Source organism: Sporosarcina siberiensis (genome assembly GCF_042681925.1).
GTDB classification, from domain to species: domain Bacteria; phylum Bacillota; class Bacilli; order Bacillales_A; family Planococcaceae; genus Sporosarcina; species Sporosarcina siberiensis.
The window spans coordinates 371,041-396,170 of the sequence record NZ_JBHUGI010000032.1; the positions used below are offsets into that span (position 1 = coordinate 371,041).

The 25,130-nt window shown below is 34.8% G+C and carries 32 protein-coding genes and 1 riboswitch; of the genes, 7 read left to right on the plus strand and 25 right to left on the minus strand.

What is annotated here, in order from left to right; all coding sequences use genetic code 11:
• Positions 1–15 precede the first annotated feature (15 nt).
• Positions 16–120, minus strand: a riboswitch (SAM riboswitch).
• A gap of 103 nt (positions 121–223) precedes the next feature.
• The gene (locus tag ACFSFY_RS12660) at positions 224–2,374 is read right to left on the minus strand and encodes a PepSY1/2 domain-containing protein (RefSeq protein WP_381538558.1); all 2,151 of its coding nucleotides are present in this window, start codon (positions 2,372–2,374) and stop codon (positions 224–226) included.
• 387 nt (positions 2,375–2,761) lie between these two features.
• On the opposite strand from ACFSFY_RS12660, the gene aspA reads away from it, so the two are divergent.
• From aspA to ACFSFY_RS12675, 3 genes are all read left to right on the plus strand, one after another.
• Positions 2,762–4,189, plus strand: coding sequence for an aspartate ammonia-lyase (gene aspA, locus ACFSFY_RS12665; protein ID WP_381539070.1), 1,428 nt, complete (start codon positions 2,762–2,764; stop codon positions 4,187–4,189).
• 467 nt (positions 4,190–4,656) lie between these two features.
• Complete coding sequence (locus ACFSFY_RS12670; RefSeq protein WP_381538560.1) at positions 4,657–5,181, plus strand: RNA polymerase sigma factor; 525 nt, start codon at positions 4,657–4,659, stop codon at positions 5,179–5,181.
• Entirely contained in the window at positions 5,165–6,007 is an 843-nt protein-coding gene (locus ACFSFY_RS12675) for a hypothetical protein (RefSeq protein WP_381538561.1), read from the plus strand. The genes ACFSFY_RS12670 and ACFSFY_RS12675 overlap by 17 nt, the downstream gene beginning before the upstream one ends.
• Positions 6,008–6,202: 195 nt before the next feature.
• On the opposite strand, the gene ACFSFY_RS12680 is transcribed toward ACFSFY_RS12675, so the two are convergent.
• Both ACFSFY_RS12680 and ACFSFY_RS12685 read right to left on the minus strand, forming a co-directional pair.
• Positions 6,203–6,409 carry a helix-turn-helix transcriptional regulator gene (locus ACFSFY_RS12680; protein ID WP_381538563.1) on the minus strand — a complete coding sequence of 69 codons (207 nt, stop codon included), beginning with the start codon at positions 6,407–6,409 and terminating at the stop codon, positions 6,203–6,205.
• A gap of 4 nt (positions 6,410–6,413) precedes the next feature.
• On the minus strand, positions 6,414–6,716 hold the full coding sequence (locus ACFSFY_RS12685) for a DUF6442 family protein (RefSeq protein ID WP_381538564.1): 303 nt from the start codon (positions 6,714–6,716) through the stop codon (positions 6,414–6,416).
• A 343-nt stretch (positions 6,717–7,059) separates the two neighbouring features.
• Between ACFSFY_RS12685 and gloB the strand changes: the two genes are divergently transcribed.
• Both gloB and gloA read left to right on the plus strand, forming a co-directional pair.
• Positions 7,060–7,761, plus strand: a complete 702-nt coding sequence (gloB, locus tag ACFSFY_RS12690; RefSeq protein WP_381538566.1) for a hydroxyacylglutathione hydrolase — start codon at positions 7,060–7,062, stop codon at positions 7,759–7,761.
• 139 nt (positions 7,762–7,900) lie between these two features.
• Positions 7,901–8,281, plus strand: a complete 381-nt coding sequence (gloA, locus tag ACFSFY_RS12695; RefSeq protein WP_381538567.1) for a lactoylglutathione lyase — start codon at positions 7,901–7,903, stop codon at positions 8,279–8,281.
• Here the strand turns inward: gloA and ACFSFY_RS12700 are convergent.
• The 6 genes from ACFSFY_RS12700 to ACFSFY_RS12725 form a co-directional block, all read right to left on the minus strand.
• Entirely contained in the window at positions 8,278–8,541 is a 264-nt protein-coding gene (locus ACFSFY_RS12700; RefSeq protein WP_381539071.1) for a hypothetical protein, read from the minus strand. The two genes, gloA and ACFSFY_RS12700, sit on opposite strands and share 4 nt — an antisense overlap.
• Positions 8,535–8,681 (minus strand): hypothetical protein, encoded by a 147-nt coding sequence (locus ACFSFY_RS12705; RefSeq protein ID WP_381538568.1) that lies wholly within the window; start codon positions 8,679–8,681, stop codon positions 8,535–8,537. Before ACFSFY_RS12705 ends, ACFSFY_RS12700 begins: the two co-directional genes overlap by 7 nt.
• A 540-nt stretch (positions 8,682–9,221) precedes the next feature.
• Positions 9,222–9,818, minus strand: a complete 597-nt coding sequence (locus ACFSFY_RS12710; protein WP_381538570.1) for a hypothetical protein — start codon at positions 9,816–9,818, stop codon at positions 9,222–9,224.
• Positions 9,819–10,232: 414 nt separating this feature from the next.
• Entirely contained in the window at positions 10,233–10,565 is a 333-nt protein-coding gene (locus ACFSFY_RS12715; RefSeq protein ID WP_381538571.1) for a hypothetical protein, read from the minus strand.
• Positions 10,566–11,057: 492 nt separating this feature from the next.
• The gene (locus ACFSFY_RS12720) at positions 11,058–11,348 is read right to left on the minus strand and encodes a hypothetical protein (RefSeq protein WP_381538573.1); all 291 of its coding nucleotides are present in this window, start codon (positions 11,346–11,348) and stop codon (positions 11,058–11,060) included.
• Between the two features lie 492 nt (positions 11,349–11,840).
• A complete protein-coding gene (locus tag ACFSFY_RS12725) occupies positions 11,841–12,218 on the minus strand; it encodes a hypothetical protein (RefSeq protein WP_381538574.1) in 378 nt (125 codons plus the stop codon).
• Positions 12,219–12,353: 135 nt separating this feature from the next.
• Between ACFSFY_RS12725 and ACFSFY_RS12730 the strand changes: the two genes are divergently transcribed.
• Entirely contained in the window at positions 12,354–12,743 is a 390-nt protein-coding gene (locus ACFSFY_RS12730) for a DUF3888 domain-containing protein (RefSeq protein WP_381538576.1), read from the plus strand.
• Positions 12,744–12,924: 181 nt separating this feature from the next.
• Here the strand turns inward: ACFSFY_RS12730 and ACFSFY_RS12735 are convergent, their stop codons facing one another.
• From ACFSFY_RS12735 to ACFSFY_RS12800, 14 genes are all read right to left on the minus strand, one after another.
• Positions 12,925–13,356, minus strand: coding sequence for a hypothetical protein (locus tag ACFSFY_RS12735; protein WP_381538578.1), 432 nt, complete (start codon positions 13,354–13,356; stop codon positions 12,925–12,927).
• A gap of 77 nt (positions 13,357–13,433) precedes the next feature.
• A complete protein-coding gene (locus tag ACFSFY_RS12740; RefSeq protein ID WP_381538580.1) occupies positions 13,434–14,138 on the minus strand; it encodes a DUF5694 domain-containing protein in 705 nt (234 codons plus the stop codon).
• A gap of 90 nt (positions 14,139–14,228) precedes the next feature.
• Positions 14,229–14,822 (minus strand): hypothetical protein, encoded by a 594-nt coding sequence (locus ACFSFY_RS12745; protein ID WP_381538582.1) that lies wholly within the window; start codon positions 14,820–14,822, stop codon positions 14,229–14,231.
• A 318-nt stretch (positions 14,823–15,140) separates the two neighbouring features.
• Positions 15,141–16,187, minus strand: coding sequence for a serine hydrolase domain-containing protein (locus ACFSFY_RS12750; protein ID WP_381539073.1), 1,047 nt, complete (start codon positions 16,185–16,187; stop codon positions 15,141–15,143).
• Between the two features lie 524 nt (positions 16,188–16,711).
• Entirely contained in the window at positions 16,712–17,104 is a 393-nt protein-coding gene (locus ACFSFY_RS12755) for a hypothetical protein (protein WP_381538583.1), read from the minus strand.
• Positions 17,105–17,220: 116 nt separating this feature from the next.
• Positions 17,221–17,685 carry a hypothetical protein gene (locus tag ACFSFY_RS12760; RefSeq protein WP_381538585.1) on the minus strand — a complete coding sequence of 155 codons (465 nt, stop codon included), beginning with the start codon at positions 17,683–17,685 and terminating at the stop codon, positions 17,221–17,223.
• Positions 17,686–18,244: 559 nt separating this feature from the next.
• Entirely contained in the window at positions 18,245–18,394 is a 150-nt protein-coding gene (locus ACFSFY_RS12765; protein ID WP_381538587.1) for a hypothetical protein, read from the minus strand.
• A 154-nt stretch (positions 18,395–18,548) separates the two neighbouring features.
• Positions 18,549–18,965 (minus strand): hypothetical protein, encoded by a 417-nt coding sequence (locus ACFSFY_RS12770; RefSeq protein WP_381538589.1) that lies wholly within the window; start codon positions 18,963–18,965, stop codon positions 18,549–18,551.
• A 3-nt stretch (positions 18,966–18,968) separates the two neighbouring features.
• Positions 18,969–19,154 (minus strand): antitoxin VbhA family protein, encoded by a 186-nt coding sequence (locus ACFSFY_RS12775; RefSeq protein ID WP_381538591.1) that lies wholly within the window; start codon positions 19,152–19,154, stop codon positions 18,969–18,971.
• 165 nt (positions 19,155–19,319) lie between these two features.
• Positions 19,320–19,892 carry a VanZ family protein gene (locus ACFSFY_RS12780; protein ID WP_381538593.1) on the minus strand — a complete coding sequence of 191 codons (573 nt, stop codon included), beginning with the start codon at positions 19,890–19,892 and terminating at the stop codon, positions 19,320–19,322.
• 163 nt (positions 19,893–20,055) lie between these two features.
• A complete protein-coding gene (locus ACFSFY_RS12785; RefSeq protein WP_381538595.1) occupies positions 20,056–20,367 on the minus strand; it encodes a hypothetical protein in 312 nt (103 codons plus the stop codon).
• 137 nt (positions 20,368–20,504) lie between these two features.
• Positions 20,505–21,284: an alpha/beta fold hydrolase gene (locus ACFSFY_RS12790; RefSeq protein WP_381538597.1), complete on the minus strand. Its 780-nt coding sequence runs from the start codon at positions 21,282–21,284 to the stop codon at positions 20,505–20,507.
• Between the two features lie 136 nt (positions 21,285–21,420).
• A complete protein-coding gene (locus ACFSFY_RS12795) occupies positions 21,421–21,837 on the minus strand; it encodes an ABC transporter permease (protein ID WP_381538599.1) in 417 nt (138 codons plus the stop codon).
• A 403-nt stretch (positions 21,838–22,240) separates the two neighbouring features.
• Positions 22,241–22,597: a hypothetical protein gene (locus tag ACFSFY_RS12800; protein ID WP_381538601.1), complete on the minus strand. Its 357-nt coding sequence runs from the start codon at positions 22,595–22,597 to the stop codon at positions 22,241–22,243.
• Between the two features lie 231 nt (positions 22,598–22,828).
• Here ACFSFY_RS12800 and yghU point away from each other — a divergent pair, with 231 nt between their 5' ends.
• Entirely contained in the window at positions 22,829–23,617 is a 789-nt protein-coding gene (gene yghU, locus ACFSFY_RS12805) for a glutathione-dependent disulfide-bond oxidoreductase (protein ID WP_381538603.1), read from the plus strand.
• Between the two features lie 339 nt (positions 23,618–23,956).
• Here the strand turns inward: yghU and ACFSFY_RS12810 are convergent, their stop codons facing one another.
• Both ACFSFY_RS12810 and ACFSFY_RS12815 read right to left on the minus strand, forming a co-directional pair.
• Complete coding sequence (locus ACFSFY_RS12810) at positions 23,957–24,136, minus strand: hypothetical protein (RefSeq protein WP_381538605.1); 180 nt, start codon at positions 24,134–24,136, stop codon at positions 23,957–23,959.
• Positions 24,137–24,395: 259 nt separating this feature from the next.
• Entirely contained in the window at positions 24,396–24,800 is a 405-nt protein-coding gene (locus ACFSFY_RS12815; RefSeq protein ID WP_381538607.1) for a GNAT family N-acetyltransferase, read from the minus strand.
• Positions 24,801–25,130 lie beyond the last annotated feature (330 nt).

A 25,130-nucleotide genomic window follows, 5' to 3' on the forward strand; every position in this document is an offset into this window, starting at 1 on the left:
CAAAAAGTATGCTTCTCCTTATCTGCGGAATCCAAATAGATTCGCTGGAATTAGCACCTGACCAAAAGGCTGGTTGCTGAAGCGTCATAGGGCCAGTCCCTCGACTTCTCTTGATAAGAAAATTTATTCAATTGTTTTGATAATTAAGAATAGCATATCTGGAAAACAACTAACCGTCAATGGTTTATTAATTTATATTAGGAATGTTGCACTCGTTAATTTGTTAATAGTACCTCTGGCTACTTCCTTTTTTCGCTATTTCATGCGCTAGACGAATTGTTGAAACTGCTAACTCCGCATAGGTCACTTCTTTAGCGGGGTTAAAAGAGTTTTGTTCCGTCGTGAACAATCCCAAAGAATTTGCCAAAGCGACATGGCCTATATATTCTTTTCGAACTTGATCCCCGTCCTTGAAGTCAAGCTTATAAATACCACTCTGTTTGGCTGCCAACTCAAGCCCTAAAGCACGTATATGCCAAACGGCCATTTCTTCTTTCGTAATCGGGGCATCGACTGGAAAGATTGTATCGCTTGGTAAAATGATGCCCATTTCAACGGCTTGTTCCACCATTTGATATAAAGGGTGTTTAGGATCGATATTCTCGAACGTTTGACTCTTGTTTTCACTCGAATCATAGAACCTGCCGTCATAAAAATAAGTGAGGGCATTCATAAGCGTTTTAAGTGCCTCTTCTTTTGTTACGGCGGTATCTCCATTAAAATTATCGAACTCTTTTACCTCTAAAATTTTGGCACTGATGAGGTAATTGAGCTCTTCCTGTGCCCATGGATGTGAAACTTCGGGGAAATCGCTCACATTAAACAAGCTGTTCCATTTTCCTGAATTGGCGTCCATAGAGCTAAACATTTGTCCGTTAAATACAGGCAAATAGACTAAATCATAATGGTGATTGTTTTTTTGCTCTTGTTTCATATAATTCAATTTTAGACTGAGTGCCTCTTTAAAGATTTCCTTGGCCATTTCCTCAGTAATGGCTGATTCAATTGATGGCCATTCCTTCACTTCTTGATACATTACACTAAGACTGTTTAATGAACCATTGGCGGCTATGCTTACGTTAATTTGATCATCCATCACAATAACGCCATTTAAAATTCTTGGGAAATTAAAATAATACGTTCCAGGTCGTTCCTCATAATAAGAGTCTGCAATGGGATTGGCATATTCGTGAAGGTAGGATGGAACCCATTTCAATAAGTAGTTCTTTGCTTTAGCAAGTGCCTCTTGCTCAGAAATTTTGTCGGCCTTTACAGGTTTTTCTGCGGCCTGTTCCAAGATTTGAGCTGTTACATCGTAAAACTGGATGATCTCACCAGTCTTTTTATCAATTTCTAAATTGGACCCATGGCCTCCGTTTTCACCTTGATACATATACTGGACACTAAAAACTTCCTGTCCACCATAATTTGTGTATTCCCCAATAGATTGAACACTTAATTTCCAAGTGTCGGGATAGATATCAAGAGCTTGTTCAGTAATTTTTTTTGCTTCTTCCTTAGTAATTCCGTTGTATTTTGCTGGAATCGGTTTGGCAGAAATCTTCTTCAATTTCGTGTTTTTTGGCAACTTATCCACATAGTCCCTTGCCGTTAACCACTTACCCGAAAGCGCATGCACCCCACGTAAATTAGATGTTGGTTTGTATACGAGCTGAACACTGCGATCATTTATTCGATTTGTTTGATAATCATTCTCTATTTGATAGTGCAATTCAACCGTAAGATTTCCTTTTACTTTTTCAAGAACTTTATTTTCATCTATCACTCGTTTTACATCGTCAAAAGTGGACGCGTTCTTATTCATGGGGTTTCTATACAGTCCGACGATTTCTCCGTTGCCAAGCACACTTACCTCAATTCTTTGATCCGCGAGTGGCACTTTATTTTCCGTGCGGGCAAATGAAAACGAGTAATGGATTGGATCAGTCAACAGTTGTCTCGAATAATAGTTCAGCGAGTCTGGTTCAAATAGGTACTTCTTTCCATCTTTAAACTTCTTAAGTAAAGCAATCGCAATCTCTTTGGCCTCTTCTTTTGAAACTTTTGGTGGAAATAAAGCCTCAGTCACATTCGCTGGTTGATAATTGAATTGTTCAATTTCAAGACTTTCACCAACAAACCCCACAGACCCATATATTCGTTTACCGTTTACCAACTTAGTAAAGGATAGTTCATAGCGTAACGTCTCGTCTTCAGGATAATAAAGCCCGCTACCCATTTGAAAATCACTCGACTTTAAATAATCAAACTGATTGGGAAACAAGGAACGAAACTTTTTTATTAAATCATCTTTTGTGAAATTCATTTCTGTTGCAGCAATTTGAATATGAGGCTTTATAGACAGATCACTCATGGATTGAGAAGCGTTTGCGGTCGATAAACACATTCCAAAAGATAGAGCAGAACAAGTCAGCAAGATTCCAATTTTTCTAAAATTAGTTATACTATTCACCCCTGATTTAGTAGTCTATCCATTTCCGAATAAATCCGTCTTCCAATAATTTATCCGCGGATACAACACTTTATGTTAGTCAAGGCGTGGACATGCCTAATCTATTACAAAACGTACCTGCGTGACAAACAATCACGTTTGTTTCTTTCACAAGTACGTCCAATCGAATTATGTTATTGAATTCCGCGAAAGTGTTATACTAACAACGAGATAACTTCAATTTTTTTACATAGGTACTATTTCAGATTCATCAACAACTAGGAGGAAAATAAAGTGAGAAATTCGGGTATGCGAACTGAAGAAGACTTCTTAGGTAAAAAAGAGGTTCCAAATACGTGTTACTACGGCATCCAAACGCTCAGAGCTGTTGAAAACTTCCCGATCACCGGTTACCGAATCAATTCAGAATTAATTAAAGCAATGGCGATTGTGAAAAAAGCTGCGGCGAACGCAAATTATGAAACCGGCCGACTTCCGCTCAATTTACAACAAGCAATCGTGCAAGCATCCGATGAGATTATAGAAGGACTTTGGCATGACCAATTTATCGTGGATCCCATCCAAGGCGGTGCAGGAACTTCCATTAATATGAACGCGAATGAAGTAATCGCGAATCGTGCTTTGGAAATACTCGGTAAAGAAAAAGGAGATTACGCCTTTTTAAGCCCTAACAACCATGTCAATATGGCTCAATCCACAAACGACGCATTTCCGACCGCAATACATATCGCAACACTTGCATTGTCCGCAAAACTACTCACAACAATGGAGAAAATGTATGACGCTTTTAAAATAAAATCAATTGAATTCGACCACATTATTAAAATGGGACGTACCCATTTGCAAGATGCTGTTCCCATTCGATTGGGACAAGAATTCGATGCTTACAGCCGAGTCATCAGACGGGATATCAATCGAATTTCCCAGTCCCGACAACATCTCTATGAAGTAAACATGGGAGCTACCGCGGTAGGTACTGGATTGAATGCAGATCCGAGCTATATATTAAACGTCGTTGGCCAACTCGCAAAAATCAGCAACTTTCCACTTAGTGCCGCTGAAAGTTTAGTAGACGCCACGCAAAACACAGACGTCTATACAGAAGTTTCCGCGTCTTTAAAAGTATGTATGATGAATATGTCCAAAATTTCAAATGACATACGGCTCATGGCATCGGGACCCCGAACCGGTTTGAATGAACTGAACTTGCCGATGAGACAACCGGGATCATCCATTATGCCCGGAAAAGTAAATCCAGTAATGGCCGAACTGATCAATCAAATCGCATTCCAAGTCATAGGCAATGATCACACAATCTGCCTCGCTTCAGAAGCCGGCCAATTTGAACTAAACGTAATGGAACCCGTACTAGTTTTCAATCTCTTGCAATCCATCAGCATCATGAACAACGGATTCCAAGTATTCACAGACAACTGCGTATCCGGAATTACTGCAAACGAAGAAATAATGAAGCACTATGTAGACACAAGCGTCGGAACAATCACAGCAATTAATCCACATATCGGCTACGAACTGGCAAGTAAAATTGCACGAGAAGCCATACTTACCGGCAAATCCGTCTATGAGCTTTGTTCTCACTATGAAGTCCTGACAGAAGAAGAATTAAGCATTATTCTAAATCCATACGAAATGACAAAACCGGGAATCTCCGGAGCTTCTTTGATCGAAAAGAAGAAAAAAGACCTTTTAAAATAAAATTGTTTTGGTTGCACTCGACAGGGTTTGGTTGCACTCGGGGTGACTTTGCTTGCACTCCGCGGGGGTTTCCTTGCACTCGCCACCGATTTGCTTGCACCCCACGCGATTTGCTTGCAAATAAGGACTTTAAACCTAAGCTACTCAAGAGCTTTTCACAATCTTATAGTGCATAAACAGCATAAAACAAATGCGATTCCATTTTGGAATCGCATTTGTTTCGCTTGCACCCCACAACACTTCCCTTGCACTCAATGCGTATTTCCTTGCACCCCGCAACACTTTGCTTGCACTCTTCACTGGTTTCCTTGCACTCAACGCGATTTGCTTGCAAATGAGGACTTTAAACCTAAGCTACTCAAGAGCTTTTCAACGGCCATTATCCACTTTAAAAAACAGGATTGTGACCAAATAATTTATGATACGTCTAACTGATGAATAACAAAATGCAAGGAAGGGTGAGTTACTTGCCACATACAAAGGAGGAAATTACGAATTGGTATCATCTTTATAGTGATTCCATTTTCAAGTTTATCATGATGATGATTAACGATTATCATCAAGCGGAAGATTTGACCCACGATACTTTTATAAAAGCTTACAAAAACCATCATTCTTTTCAAAAGAAATCGCAGCCCAAAACTTGGCTGTTCAGTATTGCACATAATAACACCATAGACTATATCCGAAAGCAAAAACCTTTAAAGATTTTCCAAGATGTACTCCAAACGCTGAAGGATTCCGCACCTTTACCGGAAGATGTTTTAGAAATCAGAGAAAGTTCAGTTGAGTTGTATAAAGCATTAAGTAAGCTAAAATCCAGCTACCGCGAGGTCATCATTCTTAGGAAGATAAATGAGTTTAGTACTAGGGAAACGAGCGAAATCTTAAATTGGTCAGAAGGAAAGGTTAAAACAACACTTTATCGAGCAATTCCCGATTTAGAAAAGGAACTGTTAAAGGAGGGGTTTTTGAATGAAAAACAAGTCTAAGGATAACTCTTACCTCGATGAACAACTAAAACAATTGGACACAGATATTATTTGGGATGAGAAGAGAAAGACCAAACTCCATAATAAAATTTTATTTACAATGGAAAATGATCGTTCCAAAAACAAATCTAAATTATTCGCGGGTTTTAAATATGCTTTAAATATTGGAGTACTGTTGATTTTAATGTTCTTCGGCTACAACTTCATTTCTAACAGCATAACCCAACAAAGTGGAAAGGATTTAACGAGCAACGAAAGTAATCAACCAAATGGTACTCCAATCATCGATGATAAAAACGATGAAAACCAAGTGAATTCAGAAGAAGTCGTTGAAAATCCAGAAACGAACATGGAGGTTCAAACAGGCTCTTCCGAAACAGTAATTAGGATCGTGGAAGGCAGTGACTTGGAAGTTAAAGTACTTAATTATCAAATAGAACCCTATGGTATCGCTTATCAATTAGACGAAGTATTCACTGTTACCGAAATGAGCAACAATCTAATAACATATTCCACTCAATATGATGATTATAAAATAACATTAGAAATGATAGAACACACAAATCTTGAAAAAACAGTTAGGAATCTTCAAGAAAAATTTGAAACAGAAAGTTATGATGAAATATTTGAGTTGGAAAGTACACCTGTTGAAGAAAACGGATTGCAAGGAAACATACAATTCTATGGCGACAATCCCGTGAAAGGATTTATTGCTTACGAGATTGGTGAACACGCACTCGCCATTACTTTTCAATATCCCGTAGAAGGTGCCGATGCGATGTATCCCCTCTTAGAAACCTTACGAAAGTCAATTAAAGTACAGTAATTAATATTTCCTTAGTAAGGTTTTTATTTACAAATGAGCTTTTACGACAAGTTTTACAATAAAGATTCACAACGTAACACCTAGTGCAGCTAGTGTTAAAACACTGTCTAGAGAGCTATTCTTATAAACAGATAAAAAATGGACCGAATCCGATATGGTTTCGGTCCATTACTATTTGTTGCTATGGAAATTCTATTAGAAGTAAAATAAATCCTCGAACTTTTTATCTAATGCTAAGCAAAGTAATAATGCCAGTCTCGCAGTGGGAACGAACTCACCAGTTTCTATATTACTAATTGTTTGGCGCGACACTCCGACTTTTTCGGCTAATTTAGCCTGGCTTAATTTTTGATCGGCACGAACCTTTTTTAAATTGTTATGAAGAACCAATTTCACATTCATCATTTTATAATCCCGGCAATTCTATAAAGACAGCACATGCACCTGTCAGGAAAATCACAAATAAAATAAACCAATGCTTTTTTGAAGTTAAAACAAATTTTCCATAACAAAAAGCTCCAACCATACCAATTAATAAACTAAGTAAATCACCATAACTTTCATTGATTATATTTTTATACACAATCATAAGGCTGATTGCTATAAAAGCAAACGCTCCAACAGCCCCTAATGCAAAATCATTAATATATTTACGACCCTCGTCTAATTTTTGTGTTCGAGCAATTTTCAATATCTCATCTTTGTTCATTTCGGCACCTCCACAACCTTTGACAAGTATACTTGTCATGTTAACAATAAGTTCATTACCCATGAATGTCAAGTGAACTTGTCAACAAAAGTTATTGTGCTTGTTCCCGAAAGATGCCTATTTGGGATTCTTATCGGTTGTGGTACTTCACAAAATGATAAACAAAATATTTTTTTAAAATGACGGGATTAAGGATTGAGTTACAGATAGAGGAGGTTGTCTTCTTCATGTATATTAATAATCCCTGTGTTATGATAGCAGGGTAAATTAAAACTTGTCGGTGGAAGGGAGATAAAGTCTCCAAACCGCAAATTAATTATATAAAAAGAGGAGGAATCATAAAGTGATTATTGATCCAATCAAAGCCTTTTCTGATAATTATATATGGTGCATTCAAGAAGAAACAGAGGCAGTTGTGGTTGATCCGGGAACAGCGAGAGTTGTCCTTGATTACCTTGAAGAAAAGCAGCTTCGTTTGGCGGCCATTCTTTTAACTCATATGCATGATGATCATACCGGCGGGGTACGGGAAATTCTAGCGAGTCATCCCGAATGTCTTGTTTATGGACCGAAAGAAACGAAAGACTTGGTGAATAGTATTGTAAAGGAAGGAGACTCCTTTAACTTGTTGAGCCAAACTTTCCAAGTCTACGAATCAGGAGGTCATACGCATGGCCATATCAGTTTTTTAATGGGAAATAATCTCTTTTGCGGGGATGCCTTGTTTTCAGCAGGATGCGGTCGGATTTTTACCGGTGATTACGAAGCTCAATATGAAACTTTGCAGAAATTTAAACGCTTGGATGATGAGATAAATGTTTATCCCGGTCACGAGTATACCGAAACCAATTTACGTTTTGCATACGAAATGCATCCGGATAATATAAAAATCTCCAAAGCACTGGAAGAAGTCCAGGAATTGTGTGCTAAAGGACAGCCAACGCTTCCGACAACGATCAGCAGGGAGAAGGAAATTAACCTCTTTCTGCAAGCGGAAACATTGGAGGACTTTATTCAATTGCGTAACGCCCGTGATGACTTCTAGAACAATTACTGGGTTGCTTTTTGCCGAATGATACATAGCGAAAATTGATAGGACAATTAACTTTATTCAATCGTTTCAAGTGTTCTTATATAGTATCTATGATAAGCTAAAATCAATAAAATTATGGAGGATGATATACTTGAACCAAGTACTTGTTGAGATTTGTTTACGTGTTAGAGACATTGATGCTACTTTAGATTTTTATACTGAGCTTTTTGATTTTGAAGTAGCCAGTCGCAGAGAATTCCCTGATGATAAATTTGATTTAATCTATCTAAATTCACCAGGTTCTTCAGTACAAATAGAACTTACTTATAATTATGATGCAGAACCATATGTTATAGGAAATGGTTTCAGTCATCTAGGAGTAACAGTAAATGATTTAGAAGAAATGCATGAAATTTGTAAAGCTTCTTCTTATGAAACAGGCGAATTGAGAGGACTTTCTGGTGGAACACCTTCTTACTTCTTTGTTACTGACCCTGACGGCTATAGAATCGAAGTAAAGCGTAAGCACTAAAACGTTCTAATTACAAAAATGATTATAAAAAGCCCACCCCTCGACCCTCTACTTACAAAACAGAGAAACGAGGTGTAGGCTTTTTTTATTGTCGTGTTATTTCTCGTTGGGCGGTTGCCAGTTTCAATATAATTTGTTTGTGGGAATATTTCGACAGGCTGTATGCCTTTAACTTGATATCCGTGTTCAACTAATAACGCTAAATCTCTCGCCTGTGTTTCTGGATTGCAAGAAATATAAATGATTTTTTCTCCTATAATTCACTTGCAGAATCATAAAACTTCCAAAACATAAATCTACCTGTTCCAGCACCTATATAGTAATTTTCATTTCTATAAATAAAATGACTCTCTCTCCCTGTATCCAAGTCTTCTAGAAATTCCTCGTAGCTGTAATTCATTCATTTGAACTCCTTTTTAATTAGCCCATTATAGGAATTGGATGCAAATTCTTCTTCAAGAATCGCCCCCATTAGTTAAAGAAGGATTGTAAAGTTCTTTTATTCTGTTGCTTTAAAAAAACTTGATAAGTATTTTGCGGAAAAGTAAGACGCAGGAATTACCACGAATATCAATAGTAAAGAATGAAAATGATCGCTAATACCAGTCTCCCATATCCAACGGTTATATTCAAATGCCAAAATCTTATAATAAATAAGGAAGAATATTATTGCAAAGAACAAAAGTAAAAGAATTTCTTTGTCTTTTTTAATTATTATTTTCACCTCTCTTCCACAACTAAACTGCTCCGTTACCTAAATTAAAATACCCTGTTTGTTGAATAATTCACACATATTAACTTATTCAACACCATCGCAAAAAAACCTTCTTATTGAACTAACCTGCCCCGTTAGTCTAAGGAATGATTCCGCAAAATGGTCCTGTTTTTGATCGGGTGTAAATTTTCAATCCAGAATTGCACTCATTTCTTAAATAATTCTTTACTTAATAAATTCAGCTTTCAGAAGGTATGCAACATCATATTTCTTAAGCTCATTCATCTGACCTTCAGCATCTTTATAAAAATCATCAGTAAGACCACTCATAATTCCATCACTTGAAAAACCGATAATCCCTAACACTAATACACCTTCAATTGAATTATTTTTTCCTTCGAGGTTACTCCAAACGCTAGCCATAGCATCTAAATCATCTGAAGTTGTCTCGACGTTACTTACAGAACCTATACCACCATTACCGCTAATCCCTATATTGAATGTCTGCTTCTTACCACTTTCATCTGGATTAGAAGTTGCAAAAATAATAGAACCATTATTCTCTACACCAGATATTAAAGAGCTTATTGCCTCATTAACTAATTTACCTGATTCGTATTTTTCAACCCATACGGATACTTCTTTATAATCACTGTCAATAGTGAAGTCGAAAACAAATGATTTAACTGATGTAGTCGTAAGAATTGCATTCTCTCTCTCTGTTAATTCAACAGCAGAAATCGTATTTGATTTCGGATTATTATTAGCACAGGCACTTAAAACAAATACCAACAGTGCTACTAGTGTAAATAACCTTTTCATATTATTCCTCCCTTTATCCATCTACCATTACTCAAATAAACTGGCTCTCTAGCGGAGATTTCATGTTTTAAACTCACCCGTTTACGATGTAATATTTAATCCAATTTAGCTAAAAAATAGTCCTAATAATAACTAGATATGTTATCGAGAATAGTGACGGAAAGAAAATAAAAGTTCCCTAAAATAATACCGCCTTTGTTCAGTATAGCGTACTTCAGACCCTATGACCTGTCAGTCGTGATGCATGCAGTTGTATTTACGGGATGGTTTCAAGAAACATAGCTCCATCATTCCCATCCTTCGTTGTAAAGTTAGAATTTATATTGCATAATCCTCTGTATTTCATGCGATTGCATTTATAACAGAACTTGTCGAGCGGCACCCGATTCTCGAACATAGGGAAATATTTTTCTGCTAGTCTAGATCATACATAGACTCAACATAGTCTATTCCCTTTAATAAAATATTAATTGCTACATAATCATATCCATTTTCTAATTTGATATGATTAATTTCCGTCACCACACCATCTTCTACCTCTATATTGTCGATATAAATATAACCTGACTCAAGAAGATAATGATAAGCTAAGTGTTTTTCGCTATTCCTTTCTCCCATTAACTCATCTCTTTTGGCAATCAATAAATTATTTAATTGTCCTTCTCCACCAAAATGTAGATTATATACTTCTTCTAATAACTCTAAACGTAATTTCTTTCTAGCTTTCATAATCTCAACGTCTATCATAATCCACATTCTCCCAACAAATAAAATCAATAACTTTTGGCCCGATTGCTGAATGGGTGCAAATCCTTATTCCAGAATTGCGCCCTATTGCTTTATAATTTTAATTTATTGATACAGATGGCCTGACAGTAATAAAAATAAAAAATAGGTGAAAAGCATACCAAAAATAGTTATATTCATATACGCTCCGAAATTATCGCTCTTATCTTCTTTACTTTTAATATCTTTTATTGCCCTAGGCAAAATAGTAACCCCTAATAGTATTACAAAAAATGGTGCCAACTTAGTATTTCCTGTAATTATCATAAAAGTTCCAAGCACTACAACTATGATATTTAAAGATATGTTAAATATTTTCATCACCACTTTATTATAAATTATATAACTTCCTCAAAATTGGCCCGATTGCAATATAGACGTAATCCCTTATAAAACAATCCGCACCCTATTGTGGGCAAGGATTGCACTAAACATGTTATCCTTTTCCAGCCATTATTGCTGAATATTTTCTAATACCCGAGGTTTGTCTCCATTGTTTGAATACATGATGAAATACTCCTTCTCTTCCTCGATCAGGTTCCAAACAGTCCTTTCTTTTATCATTATCTTAAACGTTTCTTCTTTGCTAGGATCGTTCGAGTCATTTACCATAATCCAAAACTCTTTGTTGTTGTTTGACTGACCTTTTTCAATCACAGTTAACGATGAGGATGTTGAAGTCCCTCCACAAGAGGCAAGTAATAACGTGAAAAGGATAATGAATGCCCCTAAAGTTTTTTTCATATATTTTCCTCCAATGAATGAATAATTAATTCATCAATCTGGCTCCGTTTCAGGCACAATGCTTCTTCAACAACTACACCCGATTATTTAATAACCGTTTATCGTGAATTGATATACACTAAAGACGAACCACATAAGAAGCAGAAAATGGGCTACTAGGTTTAGTATCATTGAAGATTTTTTGTATAGCTTTCTTTTCAAGTATATTAAAACAAAAAATAAGAAAAGAAATTGTATCAAAAACATTGGGATAGTAATAAGAAGAAATAGGGTAAATTCCTCTGCTTCTGTTAACATATATCCTTTACTCTCATCAAGTCTACTCAGCGAAACAACAATTTCGGAGATGTTGGCAGAAACCCAAATTAGAGAGAAGTTTACTATGAAAAATAAAACAACTATTATTCTGTGAAATCTGTCCAAAGCATTGTCTCCTTAGCATACTAAATTTCCTTTTCTGAAATCCCTTATACCTGAATCGCGCCCGTTTGTTTACTTTCCTAATTGAATAAAATAATCCCTTATATCTTTTGGCAACTCTTCCACCGATAAAACTTTTAATTTTTGTGTTCCAGGAGATGTCATAATGACATAAGTCTTTTCGTCATATTCAAACAAAGTCACTTGGCTTATACTTTTTGCAATCGACTCATCACTTTTTATATAATCAAAGTCTTCTTTCTTAAAATTACCCTCATAACCCTCTAAAGTTAAATTTTGAACCTTTTCAAAATCATCTGCGAATGAAATAGCTTGATATAACTCAAGTGAGTTTTTAGGCTTACTAAAATATAAAAAATAAATTAATACACTGATTATTATTAAAACTAAAGTAGAGAGTATTATTAATGTGCTTTTCTTTACAAACATTAAACATTCTACCCCCTTTACTTTTAAAGAATCTGGCCCGATTGAATAACAACCCTTATGCTTTTATCGCCCCGTTAGTTTAATAAGTATTTCTTTATTGTTCATACTAATAGCAACCTTGAATGGAGGATTTTTATGAAAAAAAGCCTTTTAATTCTGCTTGCTTGTTTGACTCTTTTCTCTTATTCCCCTGGCCAAGCCAAAACCGTAACTGAAACTGATATACGATTGCGTGATGACCTGATTTTGAATTTGCTTTATCCCTCGATTCAAAAGGAATTGGAGAAGCAATATGGAGCAGGTAAACAATTTGAGTGCCAAAAGATTATTCAAATTAAAAGGCTGCCCGTAGGCACATACTTATTTAATGTTACCGTGCAGCTAATAACATTTGAAGATGCCCACGGTCCTCCTAATGATCTAGTGACAATCACTTTTAATAATGAAACATCCCAAGATTGGCACGCTATTGATTTCAAACGAAAAAGATTAAAGGAAAATGAAATACCAAAACTGTGCAACTAGATTTAGGCATCCTTTGTAAAAAGGATGCTTTTTCTTTGAGCATATTCTTCCGTAAAATGGCCCAATATAAAAGGTGGTTGCAAATCCTTATTACAGTATCGCACCCTTTAACGGAAGACTTTACTTTGACTTATAAAAACAAAACACCCTACATCCTATACCTAAATGAAACTTATTCAGCTTAATGAAATTCAGTCTTTATAAAAATTCTTTCCCCAGTTTTAGTTATAACATTAATCCCATCAATAAAGGGTCCGTGGCTAACAATTTCCTCTTTACTTAACCCCTTTGTATCGAAATTGACATGACCTTTGATAATGATACTTTCAGTGTCGAAAGTTAACTCTGTAATTATATTCTCTATTTGTTTTTGTTTAATCCAATCAGTTAAAACAATCTCAACCGACTCCCTTTTAACTTCCATTTCCGCCTTATTACTTAGTGTTATGTCATAACTGAATTTCTGCTTATCGAAGTCCTCTGAATCATCTATGGTACCAATACCTGATTGCATACCAATAACATCTAATCCTTGATCATCAACAATTGTTGGGTTTGAACACCCTGAAATAATAAATATTATAAGTCCCATAAATATTAATAACTTTCTCATATAATCCTCCCTTAATCCCGACATCGAATACATCAATTTGGCCCGATTCTAGGAGATTCATCTAAAATTTTCTGTTTTCAGGACAGATAACTAAGAGGCTCAACGACCTCGAAAAGTTCACTTTCCTCAATGAACTTTGTAACAATAGAGACGTGCCCCACACCCACAATGAATAGAATACGTTCATCCTCAGAATCAATGAGACGAGTTAAATTTGCAAACATGATCAGGTTCCTTTTATACCACCAACTTAACCAGTTCATCCCAACATAATCATTAACATCACCAATGCGTGCAATATTCAAATGAAGTTTATGCAAAGTGTCAATTAAGGCAGGTGCGTTTAATTCTTTGTAGTAATCTAGTACACTCTTGTCTTCTGACAATACAGGAAACTTCATTCCCTCGTATATTTCATTGAGAAATTTCGTTTGATTTTCCTTTGCCCAATTCTCAACTTCCCCAAAACTCATATCCGCTTCGCCCATCCAATCCGTCGCATGAATCTGTTCATGTTCCAGATTTAAACCTAACCGAAAGCCTACTTGATAGATTTCATTCATTTTCAGTTTGTATGTACCTAGTTTATATTGATTAAATTCCTCGTTAAAAGATTCACTATCCTCTGGTACCATTTCAACAGCAATTTTTGTTGGTTTAAACTTTTCTAATTTAGACACCAATTCCTCTATTTCCCTTTGCCTTTTTTCTGAATTCAGCCCCTCATATTCGGACATATGAAAACTTCCAAGTACAAGAATTTCCGTCTTTTCTTGATTCAATTAAATCCCCCCTTTTTTTAATATACACTCCGTTAAATTGTCGTATTTAAGTACAAACCTTATGCGGTGAATGCACCCTTTAACGGATGATCAACCTGCCTTGGCTGTATGTATTTTAGTAAAGATAATTCTTCCTAGTACTGTGCATGCAGTCATAATAACAACGGCCAAGACAAAACCAAACTTCCAAGATGCAGGACAATTAATCATCATAAATACAATTAAACCTATTACAAATAATCCGATAATAAAAAGCGGAATCCTTAATCGAGGATTATATTGTTGAACTAGCACCATGTCACTGGATAAAAAGATATTACTGATAACCAAATATGTAGATGCTTCTACCAAGTGAAATAAAGAAAAGGAAAACAGAAAAAAGAATGCTAGCGTATTAGGAAATTCCAGAGACAAAAGAAGTAAAAAAATTGGGATTCCAAAGAGCAGGTTAACCACAATTCCAGCAATCCCCACATGATAAAGTTGCTGATGACTCAACGTTTTTTTAGCCTTATCTTCATCAATAGGATTTGGGGTAGAGAAAAATAGATACGGTGGAACATGAACATTGAATGGATTATTCTTGCACCCGTATTTTGCATACATAAGACCGTGCCCAACTTCATGTAACCAAATTGCTGAATATAAAGCCACATAACCTGTAATAAAATACAATAAGATCATTCTGCTCCTCCAATCACTCAAGATTATCAATGTCTACAAACAAGTTAGTAATATGACAACGGGCACAATCCTTATTGAAGAATCGAACCCTCAATTGTTTAATGGTTAAATTTCAGGCTGATAAAACTTTTTATATTTTTTTTTAAAACTTAAACATAACGTAAAATCCAATTCCTGCTAAACACAAACCTGCAAATGCAATTAAACTAATGAATAACGGTTCGGACATTATCCGCACCCCCTCTCTTCGAATTCTAGGAAACCCTGCATTATAAAAATAAAAAGCCTATTACTGCCAAGCTATACTTTTTAAAATCTTTACGATTTTATAGACATTGCGAGTCGCATCACCAATCGTACAGGAAGCGCAGGCTTTGCCATTTGATTTACGTCTCCCACAAAAAACAAGTCCGATGCAGGATAATAAAACGCAAATGAACCTGTTGAGCCTAAATGACCCAATAATTCACCTTTTCCCATAAATAGTGTCACAAGACCACCCAACGAAATTTTCATATATCCGGCACCGTAATGAATGGGGGACATGGCGATTTGCAACTTGTTATCCATTTCTAATTCATGAAAAACAGTTTTATTAAATAACCTTCCTCCAAAAAAAGCTTTGATAAATATCATTAATTCACGAGCCGTAGAAATACAACCGCCACTAGCGGAAATACTTCTAATACTATTCGGCAGATAAAAGGAGGTATCCTTATAATAAACATTAGGAACAAAATCATCTTCTTCTATTGGAAGGTATGTATTTTTGAGTCCTAAAGGGTCGAAGATGAATTGCTTATAAACATCTTCTAATGTTGAATCAGTAACTATTTCAATTATTTTTCTTAGTAAATCAAAGTTTATATTTGCGTAATGAGCCCTTTTTCCAATATCCGGTGCAAAGTGTGGTTTCAATTGTTTCGTTTTCATGATGGTTTCATCAATACTAATTTGCCTATCCTTGTAGATTGCACGTCTTCTTGCTTTATTACTGCCTTCCTCTATGGCATCCGGCAATCCACTTGTATGAAATAATAAATGAGAGAGTGTAAGATCCTTGGAATACTCTTGCCCCTTGTATATATGGAGGCTACTCAACGTATCTTCTTCAAAGTATTTTGCTATTTTATCGTCTAGTGACAGTTTTCCTTGCTCTCTCAAAATAAGAATACAAGTGCTTGTGAACAACTTTGTAATGCTTGCCATTAGGAAGGGGGTATCAGTGTTCTTACCTCCGTACCCAAGTTGATATGAAAAATCCCCGCTATAATTTTCTATAAGTAGCACAGATTCATATATATGTTTATTTTTCGTGCTTTTTTCGAAGATTTTTTGAATTTTTGTTTTTGAATCTCCATATATATCTCCCTATCTATTATTATAATAAAATTTTGGCCGATGGAATTATTCCATTATCTTGCCCTATTAAAGTACAAGAATAGTTCTACTATTGATACGTTCATATGACATGTAAAGTTTCATTATAATGAGTGTTTCGAATTAAATGAACTGTCCAAATGATTTCTTATTGATTTTAAAGTATAAAAAAAAGCATTGCTAAATGCGATACTCATTTCACTCTGTTTTCCGTTGATTCAATATGCTAAACAGTTCCTTATTTCTCTGCTTTCCTCTCTGATGAGAACCCGATATAAAAAAGTGTATTATTATCTTAACGGGTTCGATTGATCGGGAGAAAACATATAAACGCATTCCAATTAGCAAACTAATTAGCGCATGTTTTCGACAATGGAATAACAGTAGAAAAATCAAACGAAAAACGCACAGATAATGACCTGCGCGTTTTTGCATGCCATATTCTCTTGTTAAAGTTGGTGTATTAATTGCCCCACAATCGCACCCAGATTGTTGTTATAATTCCTTTTCTACGCTTGATACTTCGCATTCCTTATGCTCTTTATTGTACTCACATACCCAATTACCAGGAAGAGTATAGCTGTATATATTACTGCACCACCCATAGTAAGTAGTGCTGGCAATTTATAACTGATTGATGGGTAGCCACTATGAGCATTATAATGCCATTCTTCACCCACAAACCCAGACTGAATACCGTATAACGCAAATCCAAACAGTGCTAAAGCAAATATAGCCTTTTTTTGGAAGACCGATTTAACTAAAGTGTCTTTGAAAACAGAGGAGAGGGATTCTTGTCTTTTATACACTTTTACCTGTTCCATTTTAGTAGATGGAACTAAAAAGAAAACAAGCAATCCGCTGTAAATCAGTAACAGGATAATAATTTCGGAAATACTCATCAATAAACCTCCTTTATCCTTTTTTAGACGTTTTTGGCTTGAAATTAGATTCATCTATCTGGTCCGATTGTAGCCCAGCCCTTATTCATTAAACGCACCTGATTGCCAAATGATTTTTATTTTATTCTTTCCAATTTCAAACCCTTAATGCCAAACATTAGACTTTTGTAATAATCTGACCGAATTGAAAAACCTGCAAATTTCTCGTGTGTTGTACAAGAAAACCAAGTAAAGTTATTTTTTATAAACGTCAAGTCTTCTGGTAATTCTGGAGCAACCCAATCATATAAACTAATTGCATATTTTACTAACAACTTATAGGTTTCTATATTGGATTCTATAACAAAAACTGTTGCAGCTGCAGTCGTCGTTTCAGTTCCTGCCCATTTATTCGTTTTGTAAGTTTCTATAAAGTAAGGCTCAAATTGCATAATTATTTCTTGATTGTATTTTAGTTCTTTTCTTGTGATAAAATAGAATTTGTCTGAGTTATCACATAGAATTTTTACAAGACTTTTATAAATTTCACCCTTAGGATTCTCTGTCAAATCCCAGTATTCAATTTCCTTATGCTTTTTCATCTGTTAACCGCATCCCTTTCAAATATTTATGCCCCTAGAAGACGGCTCTTCTTCAATCTAATTGGCCCTGTTACTGAAAGGGTGCAAATCTTTGTTAAAGAATCTCGTCCTGTTAGTTTAAAAAATAAATACTACAATTGCTATAAGAAACAAAATTATCATCAGGAGGAAAGACACAAATGCATGTCTTATTTCTTCTTCATCTTCTGCTATTTTAAGCTTTCTCCTAAAACCTTTCCAAGCAGAATAAACGCTAATTACAATCATTAAAAATATAAGTATCCTCAAAAAATCCAAATTCGAACTCCTCCGAAAACCCCCACACTTCAGCAAAAACCTTCTTCAAGAAAACTTATCCAATTACAGGAAAGGGGGCAAGTTCTTCTTCAAGAATCGCCCCCTGATTATTGTTAAGCTTAAGTTTTCCAACCAAACTACATTACTTGGAATTGAGCAACAAGAAAATAAAGTTGTTATAAAAAATGCAAAAGTGAATTTTCACTTTTACATTTTTTATATTGAACACAAATAGCTTACCGAATTGATTTGTAAAACAAAGTTATTCATCATCAAGATCAATTTCGAAAGGTTTTTCTTCATATTTGGAAACATCGTATTTTCCAATCACTTGATAATTATTAGACGCTTCATCATCAGGCTTAAAATTATTGAAATCGACTACTTCTAGTGCATCTGACATCATATTCAATAAGTATTGTGGTTCTGGAGCTTCTTCCACCGTGGCAAGAACGAGTGCATTTCACAAATATCCTACATGTTGTGAAAGTAATTGAGCCTTGAAGTCTAGTCTACTTGCTTCAGCAAAAAGCTTCATGAAAATTGAAACTGTTCTTGTATTTCCTTCACGGTAAGGATGAACACGCCAAGGCTTTTATCATAAATGCAGAAAAGTCTTTTACGAGACTAGGATTAGAATAACTCCATTGTTTAGATTCAGACCACCTGTAAACAGTTTTCAAATCAGATATAATGTGATTTTTATCGCTATAAGCAACAGATAATCCATTTAAAACCTGTTCACTTTTAGAGATATTGACTGTTCTGAATTCCCCAGCCCATGAATACAGCTCATGAAAAAGAAAGTGATGAATTATTTGGAGACTTTCATGTTTTTGAAAATCAATCTTTTGGGTGATAGAATTAATATCTACAATCCCAGCGATTAATAACTGTGCTTCAACGTCAATTAATTGTTGTTCATCCCGAATGTCTAGTTTGTTGATTAAGGTGTTGGTATTAGGATAAATATAAGGATCCATAAATCATTGTGAAGCCCTTGTATATTTTTCAACAATCGCTTGCTTCAATTCGCTGGATGATACTTGCCCATTTTCATATTGATTTAAGAGGTTCTTTGTAAATGCACTTGGTTTTCCACCGTCAATTGCGGCCATTCCAACTGCAAATTCTATTTGTTTTTGGCGTTCTTCTTGTGAATTTTCATTCATAAATAACACCCCTCGTTTGTTGTTACCTCTATTATATCAGTTTTCATGTATCAAAAGATAGTTCGTTCACTTCATGGAACCTTTTAGAGTTTTATAAAGACGTTGGCACAATTCTAGAGAAAATATTACCAAACAAACGCACCCGATTGCGTAAGTTGAGTTAAATTAAATTTTGTTGCCTAGACGTTTGTCGAAGTAAACTTTCTTTAGTAACACGCATAATAAAAAAGCTATGTATCCACCCATTGAATTCATTATTATGTCATCGACATTAAAGGTACGAGGTCTTATAAGTCCAATGTATGTAAAGGAAAGTTGAACGGTTTCAATCATAAAGCTAACGAGAAATACTATTAGAAAGGCTTTAATTTTACTTTCGATCTTAAACAAAAAGGACAAATAAACCCCTAAAGGCATTAACATAATAAAATTAAAAAAGGTTAATTTTAGTGAGTTCCAGAAAAACCAATCAATCCCAACATAGCGATACATTAAAAATAAGTCTTTCAAGAAATAGAATGGAACCAATTGAACGGATGGTTCATTATCTTTCGACAAAGGGATCCAAATTCCCCCAATTGTAAGTCTGGCAACAATCAGTAAATAAAAGATAAAGCTATAAAATAATATTCTCCTTACAAGATTACTTTTTCCGTTCCGTTTAAAATCAATGATAATATATAAAATCAAAGAAAAAATCAATATAACGGCAAAAGCAAAATCATAAATTGTATGCAATACTTTCACCCCTTACTCTCTAACAAACTGGCCCGTTTAAGTGATCTGGTAGCAGTCGTCTATACTGCAATCGCACACCTGAATATTGAAGAAATAGAAATACAAGTTCAGTTTTTCATCGTTTCTGAATTCATTTTTTTGAAAGTCATAGCTTCAAAGTTTATTAATCAGCTATCACGTGATGCTCTATTTGTTCTAAAGTCCAAGGGTTATCACCTTTTTTTGCGTACAAAGAAAAATATTCTTTATTTTCCTCAATCAAGTTCCAAACCATCTCTTCCTGAACAAGTATCTTAAAAGATTCTGCTTTTGTTTGATTATTTGGATCGTATGCTTCAATCCAATATTCTTTGTAGTCGCTTGAATGCCCTTTTTTAATTACAATCAAAAACGATGAAGTTGATGTGGAAGGTTCTCCACAAGCTGCGAGCACTAATAAAAAGAATATTATTAAAACACTCAAATATTTCTTCATTACTCTCCTCCAATAATTAAAATGCTTTTTCATTCAACAAAGTGGCCCTAATGTTGCAAGGCTGTGTTCCATTAACGCCCCCTGTTCTGGCACAACATTTATTTAACTAACGCACACAGTTGGTAACACTCACATATTTATTTTATAGTTATTGCATCTTGCGGTAATACACTTTCCTGAAGCCAGTTTTCAATCATTTTATTAAAATAATTAGGATTCAACATTGAAATTCCGTGACCTACATTAGGTATAATGATTCCTATACAATTTGAATTATTTGAAACTATGTCCATAGCTGACTTTTTCATTATAGTCTTTTCTTTCTTGCCAACAGTTACTAATATATTGCCCTCTGCTTTATTAAAACCTTTAGGTATTCCAAATGACATATTTTCCTTTAGTATTCGAATAAGTGTATCTGATTTCATTTGAGAACTTTCTTTATAATACGTTTCAAAATATTCTTCTGAAACATAAAGCACTTTTGACTGAACTTTCGAGAAGTACCTATTGGAAATTAAAGGGGAAGTTAATTTTATAGCTGGACTAATCATTTTTCCAACTAACGTATTGGGTCTAACTAATGCACTATTAATGATCGCATTAGTAATTAGTGTTGGTTTCATACTCATCATTTGAATAACTACTTGTGCACCCAATGAAAAACCTATAACAATAACCTTTTTACCTTTTGCAATTTTTTCTATGAGCTCAATAACTTTCTCTGCACTTTTTTGAATTGAGAAACTTTCAACATCTTTGCTTTTCCCTTGTTCTGGTAAATCTATTGTAACGCAATGATAGCTAGTGAAATGTTGGATTTGCTTGTCCCACATCCAACTACTAACTCCACCACCGTGTAAGAATACCATAAGCGATGCATTTTCATTCCAATACTCTTGATGATATAGCTCCAAAAAATCACCACTCTTTCTACCAAAATGGCCCGTTTCAGGCACAATGCTTCTTTAACAATTGCACCCGATTGGAGCACAAACCTTATGCAAAAAATAAGCACCCTATAGTAGAAGATAGCTCATTTAAAACGCTCTGTTATCTTAGTGATAAGTTTTCTTTTTTTACAAATATAAAATTTCCGATGATAAAAAACATTGTAATGATGATAGCACTAACACTTGGATAACCTATATAAACTGCCAGACTGGTATGTTCAACCAAACTAAATTCTCCCCATTCAAGCCATAAACGCCAACCCATTCCAAGGCCGGTTAAAATTATACAAGTAGTAAAAACAAACCATATTCTATCTTTAAATAAGCCTACAAATATGTTTGCCACAATGAAATACATTGATAATGTCAAAGCCATAAAAAACAAGCTAAACCCTTTTAGTCCTGGAATTACAAAAGTAAATGATATTCCCGAAAAGAAGATAATGTTTATTGTGGCGAATATCAGAAACATATTTCGTGATTTTCCTATCCGGTTATAGAACTGTTTTCCTGACAAGGGCTTCCCTCCAATTTCTTCAACTCGTTTTTTTGTAGTGAACAATATGTTTGCAGTCTATTAACAAACGTTTAGATATTGTCCCATTAAATGGCTCCGATTGCTTTATTACTCGATTAACGTCGCAATATCATTTTCTATTTCAAAAATCAAAAAGTCCTTATCTTCCTTAACTAATTCTTTTTCATATCTAAATTCTTTGTCAATTATCATTTCAAAGTAGTTGGTTTCCTTGTTCAATTCAAAACTGGACATTGATCAAATCTAACATCACCAATAAAAATAGCTCTTATTTTTTTCATTGTATCTTCCTTTCACTGCCATTTTATTTATATAGCCAATTGAAGTGATTGAAGCTTATGTACAAAATGGATGCCAAGTCTCATTCAATAATTGCACTCAATCATTGAATAACGATGCTTAAAATTATTTGTAAAATCGCTGTAATCACTACTATCCACACAATTTCTATTCGTATGAAGGAATTATACGTGCTACGTTTTTTTGTGTCTGCTATATCTTGTGCAACTTTTAAATTGATTGGTAAAAAATATAAAGAAAAAATTATCGCTACTGAAAGCGAAATGCATAAATTAACAAGAAATTGACTCGTTGTTAGTCCTGCTACTGCACCTCCTATAAAAAATACTGGAATACCAGCCCATATAAAAAAGGTGACAACTAACAAAACTGCTGCAATTATAACCAACATATAGTTTCTTTTAAGCACATTTAAATAACTGTTGCAGTAATAACTCACGCTATCCCTCCTTCACCCCATTCAGCAACCTGCCTAAAGTACTGAATATTCATTCTTACACATCCCAAGTATATCATGTAATTTGCGACTGAGATTACATGAATGGTTGTTTATTTACAGTTAGGCACAAATTATAAATCAAAGTAATATAGATGATAAGCTAACTATTAGGAGTACTTTTATATTGTTAGTATGATGAGGGTAATAATAGAAAGTAGGAGGAATGTTCAGATGACAAAATATGAATTACCAGACGTGTGGCAGTGGGAAGAAGAGCATCCAAATAAAGGCGGTAATCGTCCGACAGCCGGTGAACGGTTCGAACAAAAACTACCAGTCGGAGAGGCACCGTTCCAACTTTATTCACTGGGAACACCGAATGGTATTAAAGTGACAATTATGCTGGAAGAATTAAAAGAGTTGGGTGTCGATGGTGCAGACTTTGATGTGTATAAAATCAATATTGGAGCCGGCGATCAATTTGGGTCAGATTTTGTCAAGATCAATCCTAATTCTAAGATCCCAGCCCTAGTCGATCAAAGTCAAAGTCCACGTGTGGAAATTTTTGAATCAGGATCGATTCTGCTTTACTTGGCTGAGAAATTTAATGAACTGATCCCGACAGATATTCATGGACGGACAGAAACCCTTAATTGGCTATTCTGGCAAATTGGGTCGGGTCCTTATGTTGGTGGAGGTTTTGGCCACTTTTTTGCTTATGCGCCAGAACCTATGAAATACCCAATTGATCGTTTTACTATGGAAACGAAACGTCAATTAGACTTACTTGATAAAACATTAGCTCAGCGTTCTTATATCGCTGGTGATGTCTATACAATTGCAGATATTGCGATATGGTCTTGGTACGGACGTTTAGCTTTAGGAAAATTGTATGAAGGCTCTTATGAATTTTTAAACATGGATGAATATACTCATGTCTTGGAATGGGCTCATCGCATTGCGGAACGACCAGGCGTTCAAAAAGGTCTGGTAGCTAAGTATCAGTCGCTTGGAGAGTAGTCTCAAGAAAATGAGTGCTTTTCTTGAATATAAGGTGTCTTTTTGATGTGTCCCACATATTTAAGAGATGTCTTGTTAGGGTAAAGAAAAGATTGTGAAGGTCCCCACTTAAACTGTAGATTGCTTTAACACAATATGGAATAAAATTAAAAAGCCTAAAGTATCCAATGATTTATACACTCATTGTATATTTAGGCTCTTTTTTCATTCATAAAACATGCTGCCATAATCAGCATGTTTTGATTGCCGAATACAGCTTCACTGTACTTAAAAAATATAACAATAAAGTCGTTTAAATCTAATTGAAATTCCTTTAAAGCACCCTTTTGTATTAAAGCTTTATGATTCTCTTTGCTTTTCCTTAAAGCCTTTAATATTAAGATTAACAGCATAAGCTGCAGCAATGATTAATAATATCTGAGTGTATCCAAAGTTCAAGTCAAGCCATGTTGTCATTAAGATTAATGTGAATATTGTAATGATTGTTATAGCTAGGATGTTCTTATTGTATTTATTCATCTTAAAACCTCCAAATTTTCTACTACCTAAACGTACCGTAATTAAGCTAATGTACTGTTAATGGGCTTCGATTGATTTCATTCTAAATATTAGAATGATCGAAAAAAATCGACTGACGTGAATGAAACTGCATGATATGACACGATATTTTCCCGTTGACTTAAATCTTTCTTTTGTATAATAGAGTATTTATTGAATTGTTTTTTTCGGAATTCAATAGGCAAAACGCTTGGATTTCTGTCCAAGCGCTTATATTATTTTAAGTCCCAGACTGCATTTTATAGTTTCTCAAAATCATTCCATTAGACCTCATCATATTAAACTTTTCATAATAAGGAACTAGGTCATCGTCACAACATAAATCAACCATATATATATGATCAAGTTCCTTTAACATACGACTTACCAATTCTTTACCTATACCTTTATTTTTGTATTCTGGCAACACTTCAAGAAGTGGAATGTAAGCGGATAGAACGCCATCACTAATTGCGGTAATAAATCCAATGACTTGATTTGTTTCATCATCTAATGCAATAACTACTTTACTGCTGTTTTTCAACAGTTTTAAGTGAGTTTTAGGTTTAGGCGGATTTGGCCAACCTTCAAAAAATCCTTTTAACATATCCGGTGAAATACTATCGAGTGAATTCGTATATAACATAATAGATCAGCTCCTAATTTTAATATTTACGAATTATATCTAAGATATATCAAAAGTAAAGCAACAAAAATACGACCTCCAAATAGTTCAAAGTTATAGTTATCAGACGACTTACATGAAAAAAACTTGGATCGGATTGTTCACCTTAAACATGAACCAAACTTAGTAGATTCTTAGATCGATATTGAACAAGTAGTAGTAAGCTAAGAAAAATAAAGGTTACAATTACTTTTGAAATTAAAATTTCCCTTTGAAATACTTCGACATACGAATTCTCCTCCCTTACTTCACCATCTCGCTCGTTTACGTGATCCGGAGGCAATCGTTTGC

Excerpts from the sequence above, each read along its gene's own strand:
- ACFSFY_RS12660 (WP_381538558.1), bottom strand. The coding sequence starts at position 2,374 with ATGAGTGATCTGTCTATAAAGCCTCATATTCAAATTGCTGCAACAGAA.
- aspA (WP_381539070.1), top strand. The coding sequence starts at position 2,762 with ATGCGAACTGAAGAAGACTTCTTAGGTAAAAAAGAGGTTCCAAATACG.
- ACFSFY_RS12675 (WP_381538561.1), top strand. The coding sequence starts at position 5,165 with ATGAAAAACAAGTCTAAGGATAACTCTTACCTCGATGAACAACTAAAA.
- ACFSFY_RS12680 (WP_381538563.1), bottom strand. The coding sequence starts at position 6,409 with ATGAATGTGAAATTGGTTCTTCATAACAATTTAAAAAAGGTTCGTGCC.
- ACFSFY_RS12685 (WP_381538564.1), bottom strand. The coding sequence starts at position 6,716 with ATGAACAAAGATGAGATATTGAAAATTGCTCGAACACAAAAATTAGAC.
- ACFSFY_RS12705 (WP_381538568.1), bottom strand. The coding sequence starts at position 8,681 with ATGAATTACAGCTACGAGGAATTTCTAGAAGACTTGGATACAGGGAGA.
- ACFSFY_RS12710 (WP_381538570.1), bottom strand. The coding sequence starts at position 9,818 with ATGAAAAGGTTATTTACACTAGTAGCACTGTTGGTATTTGTTTTAAGT.
- ACFSFY_RS12715 (WP_381538571.1), bottom strand. The coding sequence starts at position 10,565 with ATGATAGACGTTGAGATTATGAAAGCTAGAAAGAAATTACGTTTAGAG.
- ACFSFY_RS12720 (WP_381538573.1), bottom strand. The coding sequence starts at position 11,348 with ATGAAAAAAACTTTAGGGGCATTCATTATCCTTTTCACGTTATTACTT.
- ACFSFY_RS12725 (WP_381538574.1), bottom strand. The coding sequence starts at position 12,218 with ATGTTTGTAAAGAAAAGCACATTAATAATACTCTCTACTTTAGTTTTA.
- ACFSFY_RS12730 (WP_381538576.1), top strand. The coding sequence starts at position 12,354 with ATGAAAAAAAGCCTTTTAATTCTGCTTGCTTGTTTGACTCTTTTCTCT.
- ACFSFY_RS12735 (WP_381538578.1), bottom strand. The coding sequence starts at position 13,356 with ATGAGAAAGTTATTAATATTTATGGGACTTATAATATTTATTATTTCA.
- ACFSFY_RS12745 (WP_381538582.1), bottom strand. The coding sequence starts at position 14,822 with ATGATCTTATTGTATTTTATTACAGGTTATGTGGCTTTATATTCAGCA.
- ACFSFY_RS12755 (WP_381538583.1), bottom strand. The coding sequence starts at position 17,104 with ATGAGTATTTCCGAAATTATTATCCTGTTACTGATTTACAGCGGATTG.
- ACFSFY_RS12760 (WP_381538585.1), bottom strand. The coding sequence starts at position 17,685 with ATGAAAAAGCATAAGGAAATTGAATACTGGGATTTGACAGAGAATCCT.
- ACFSFY_RS12770 (WP_381538589.1), bottom strand. The coding sequence starts at position 18,965 with ATGGATCCTTATATTTATCCTAATACCAACACCTTAATCAACAAACTA.
- ACFSFY_RS12775 (WP_381538591.1), bottom strand. The coding sequence starts at position 19,154 with ATGAATGAAAATTCACAAGAAGAACGCCAAAAACAAATAGAATTTGCA.
- ACFSFY_RS12785 (WP_381538595.1), bottom strand. The coding sequence starts at position 20,367 with ATGAAGAAATATTTGAGTGTTTTAATAATATTCTTTTTATTAGTGCTC.
- yghU (WP_381538603.1), top strand. The coding sequence starts at position 22,829 with ATGACAAAATATGAATTACCAGACGTGTGGCAGTGGGAAGAAGAGCAT.
- ACFSFY_RS12810 (WP_381538605.1), bottom strand. The coding sequence starts at position 24,136 with ATGAATAAATACAATAAGAACATCCTAGCTATAACAATCATTACAATA.
- ACFSFY_RS12815 (WP_381538607.1), bottom strand. The coding sequence starts at position 24,800 with ATGTTATATACGAATTCACTCGATAGTATTTCACCGGATATGTTAAAA.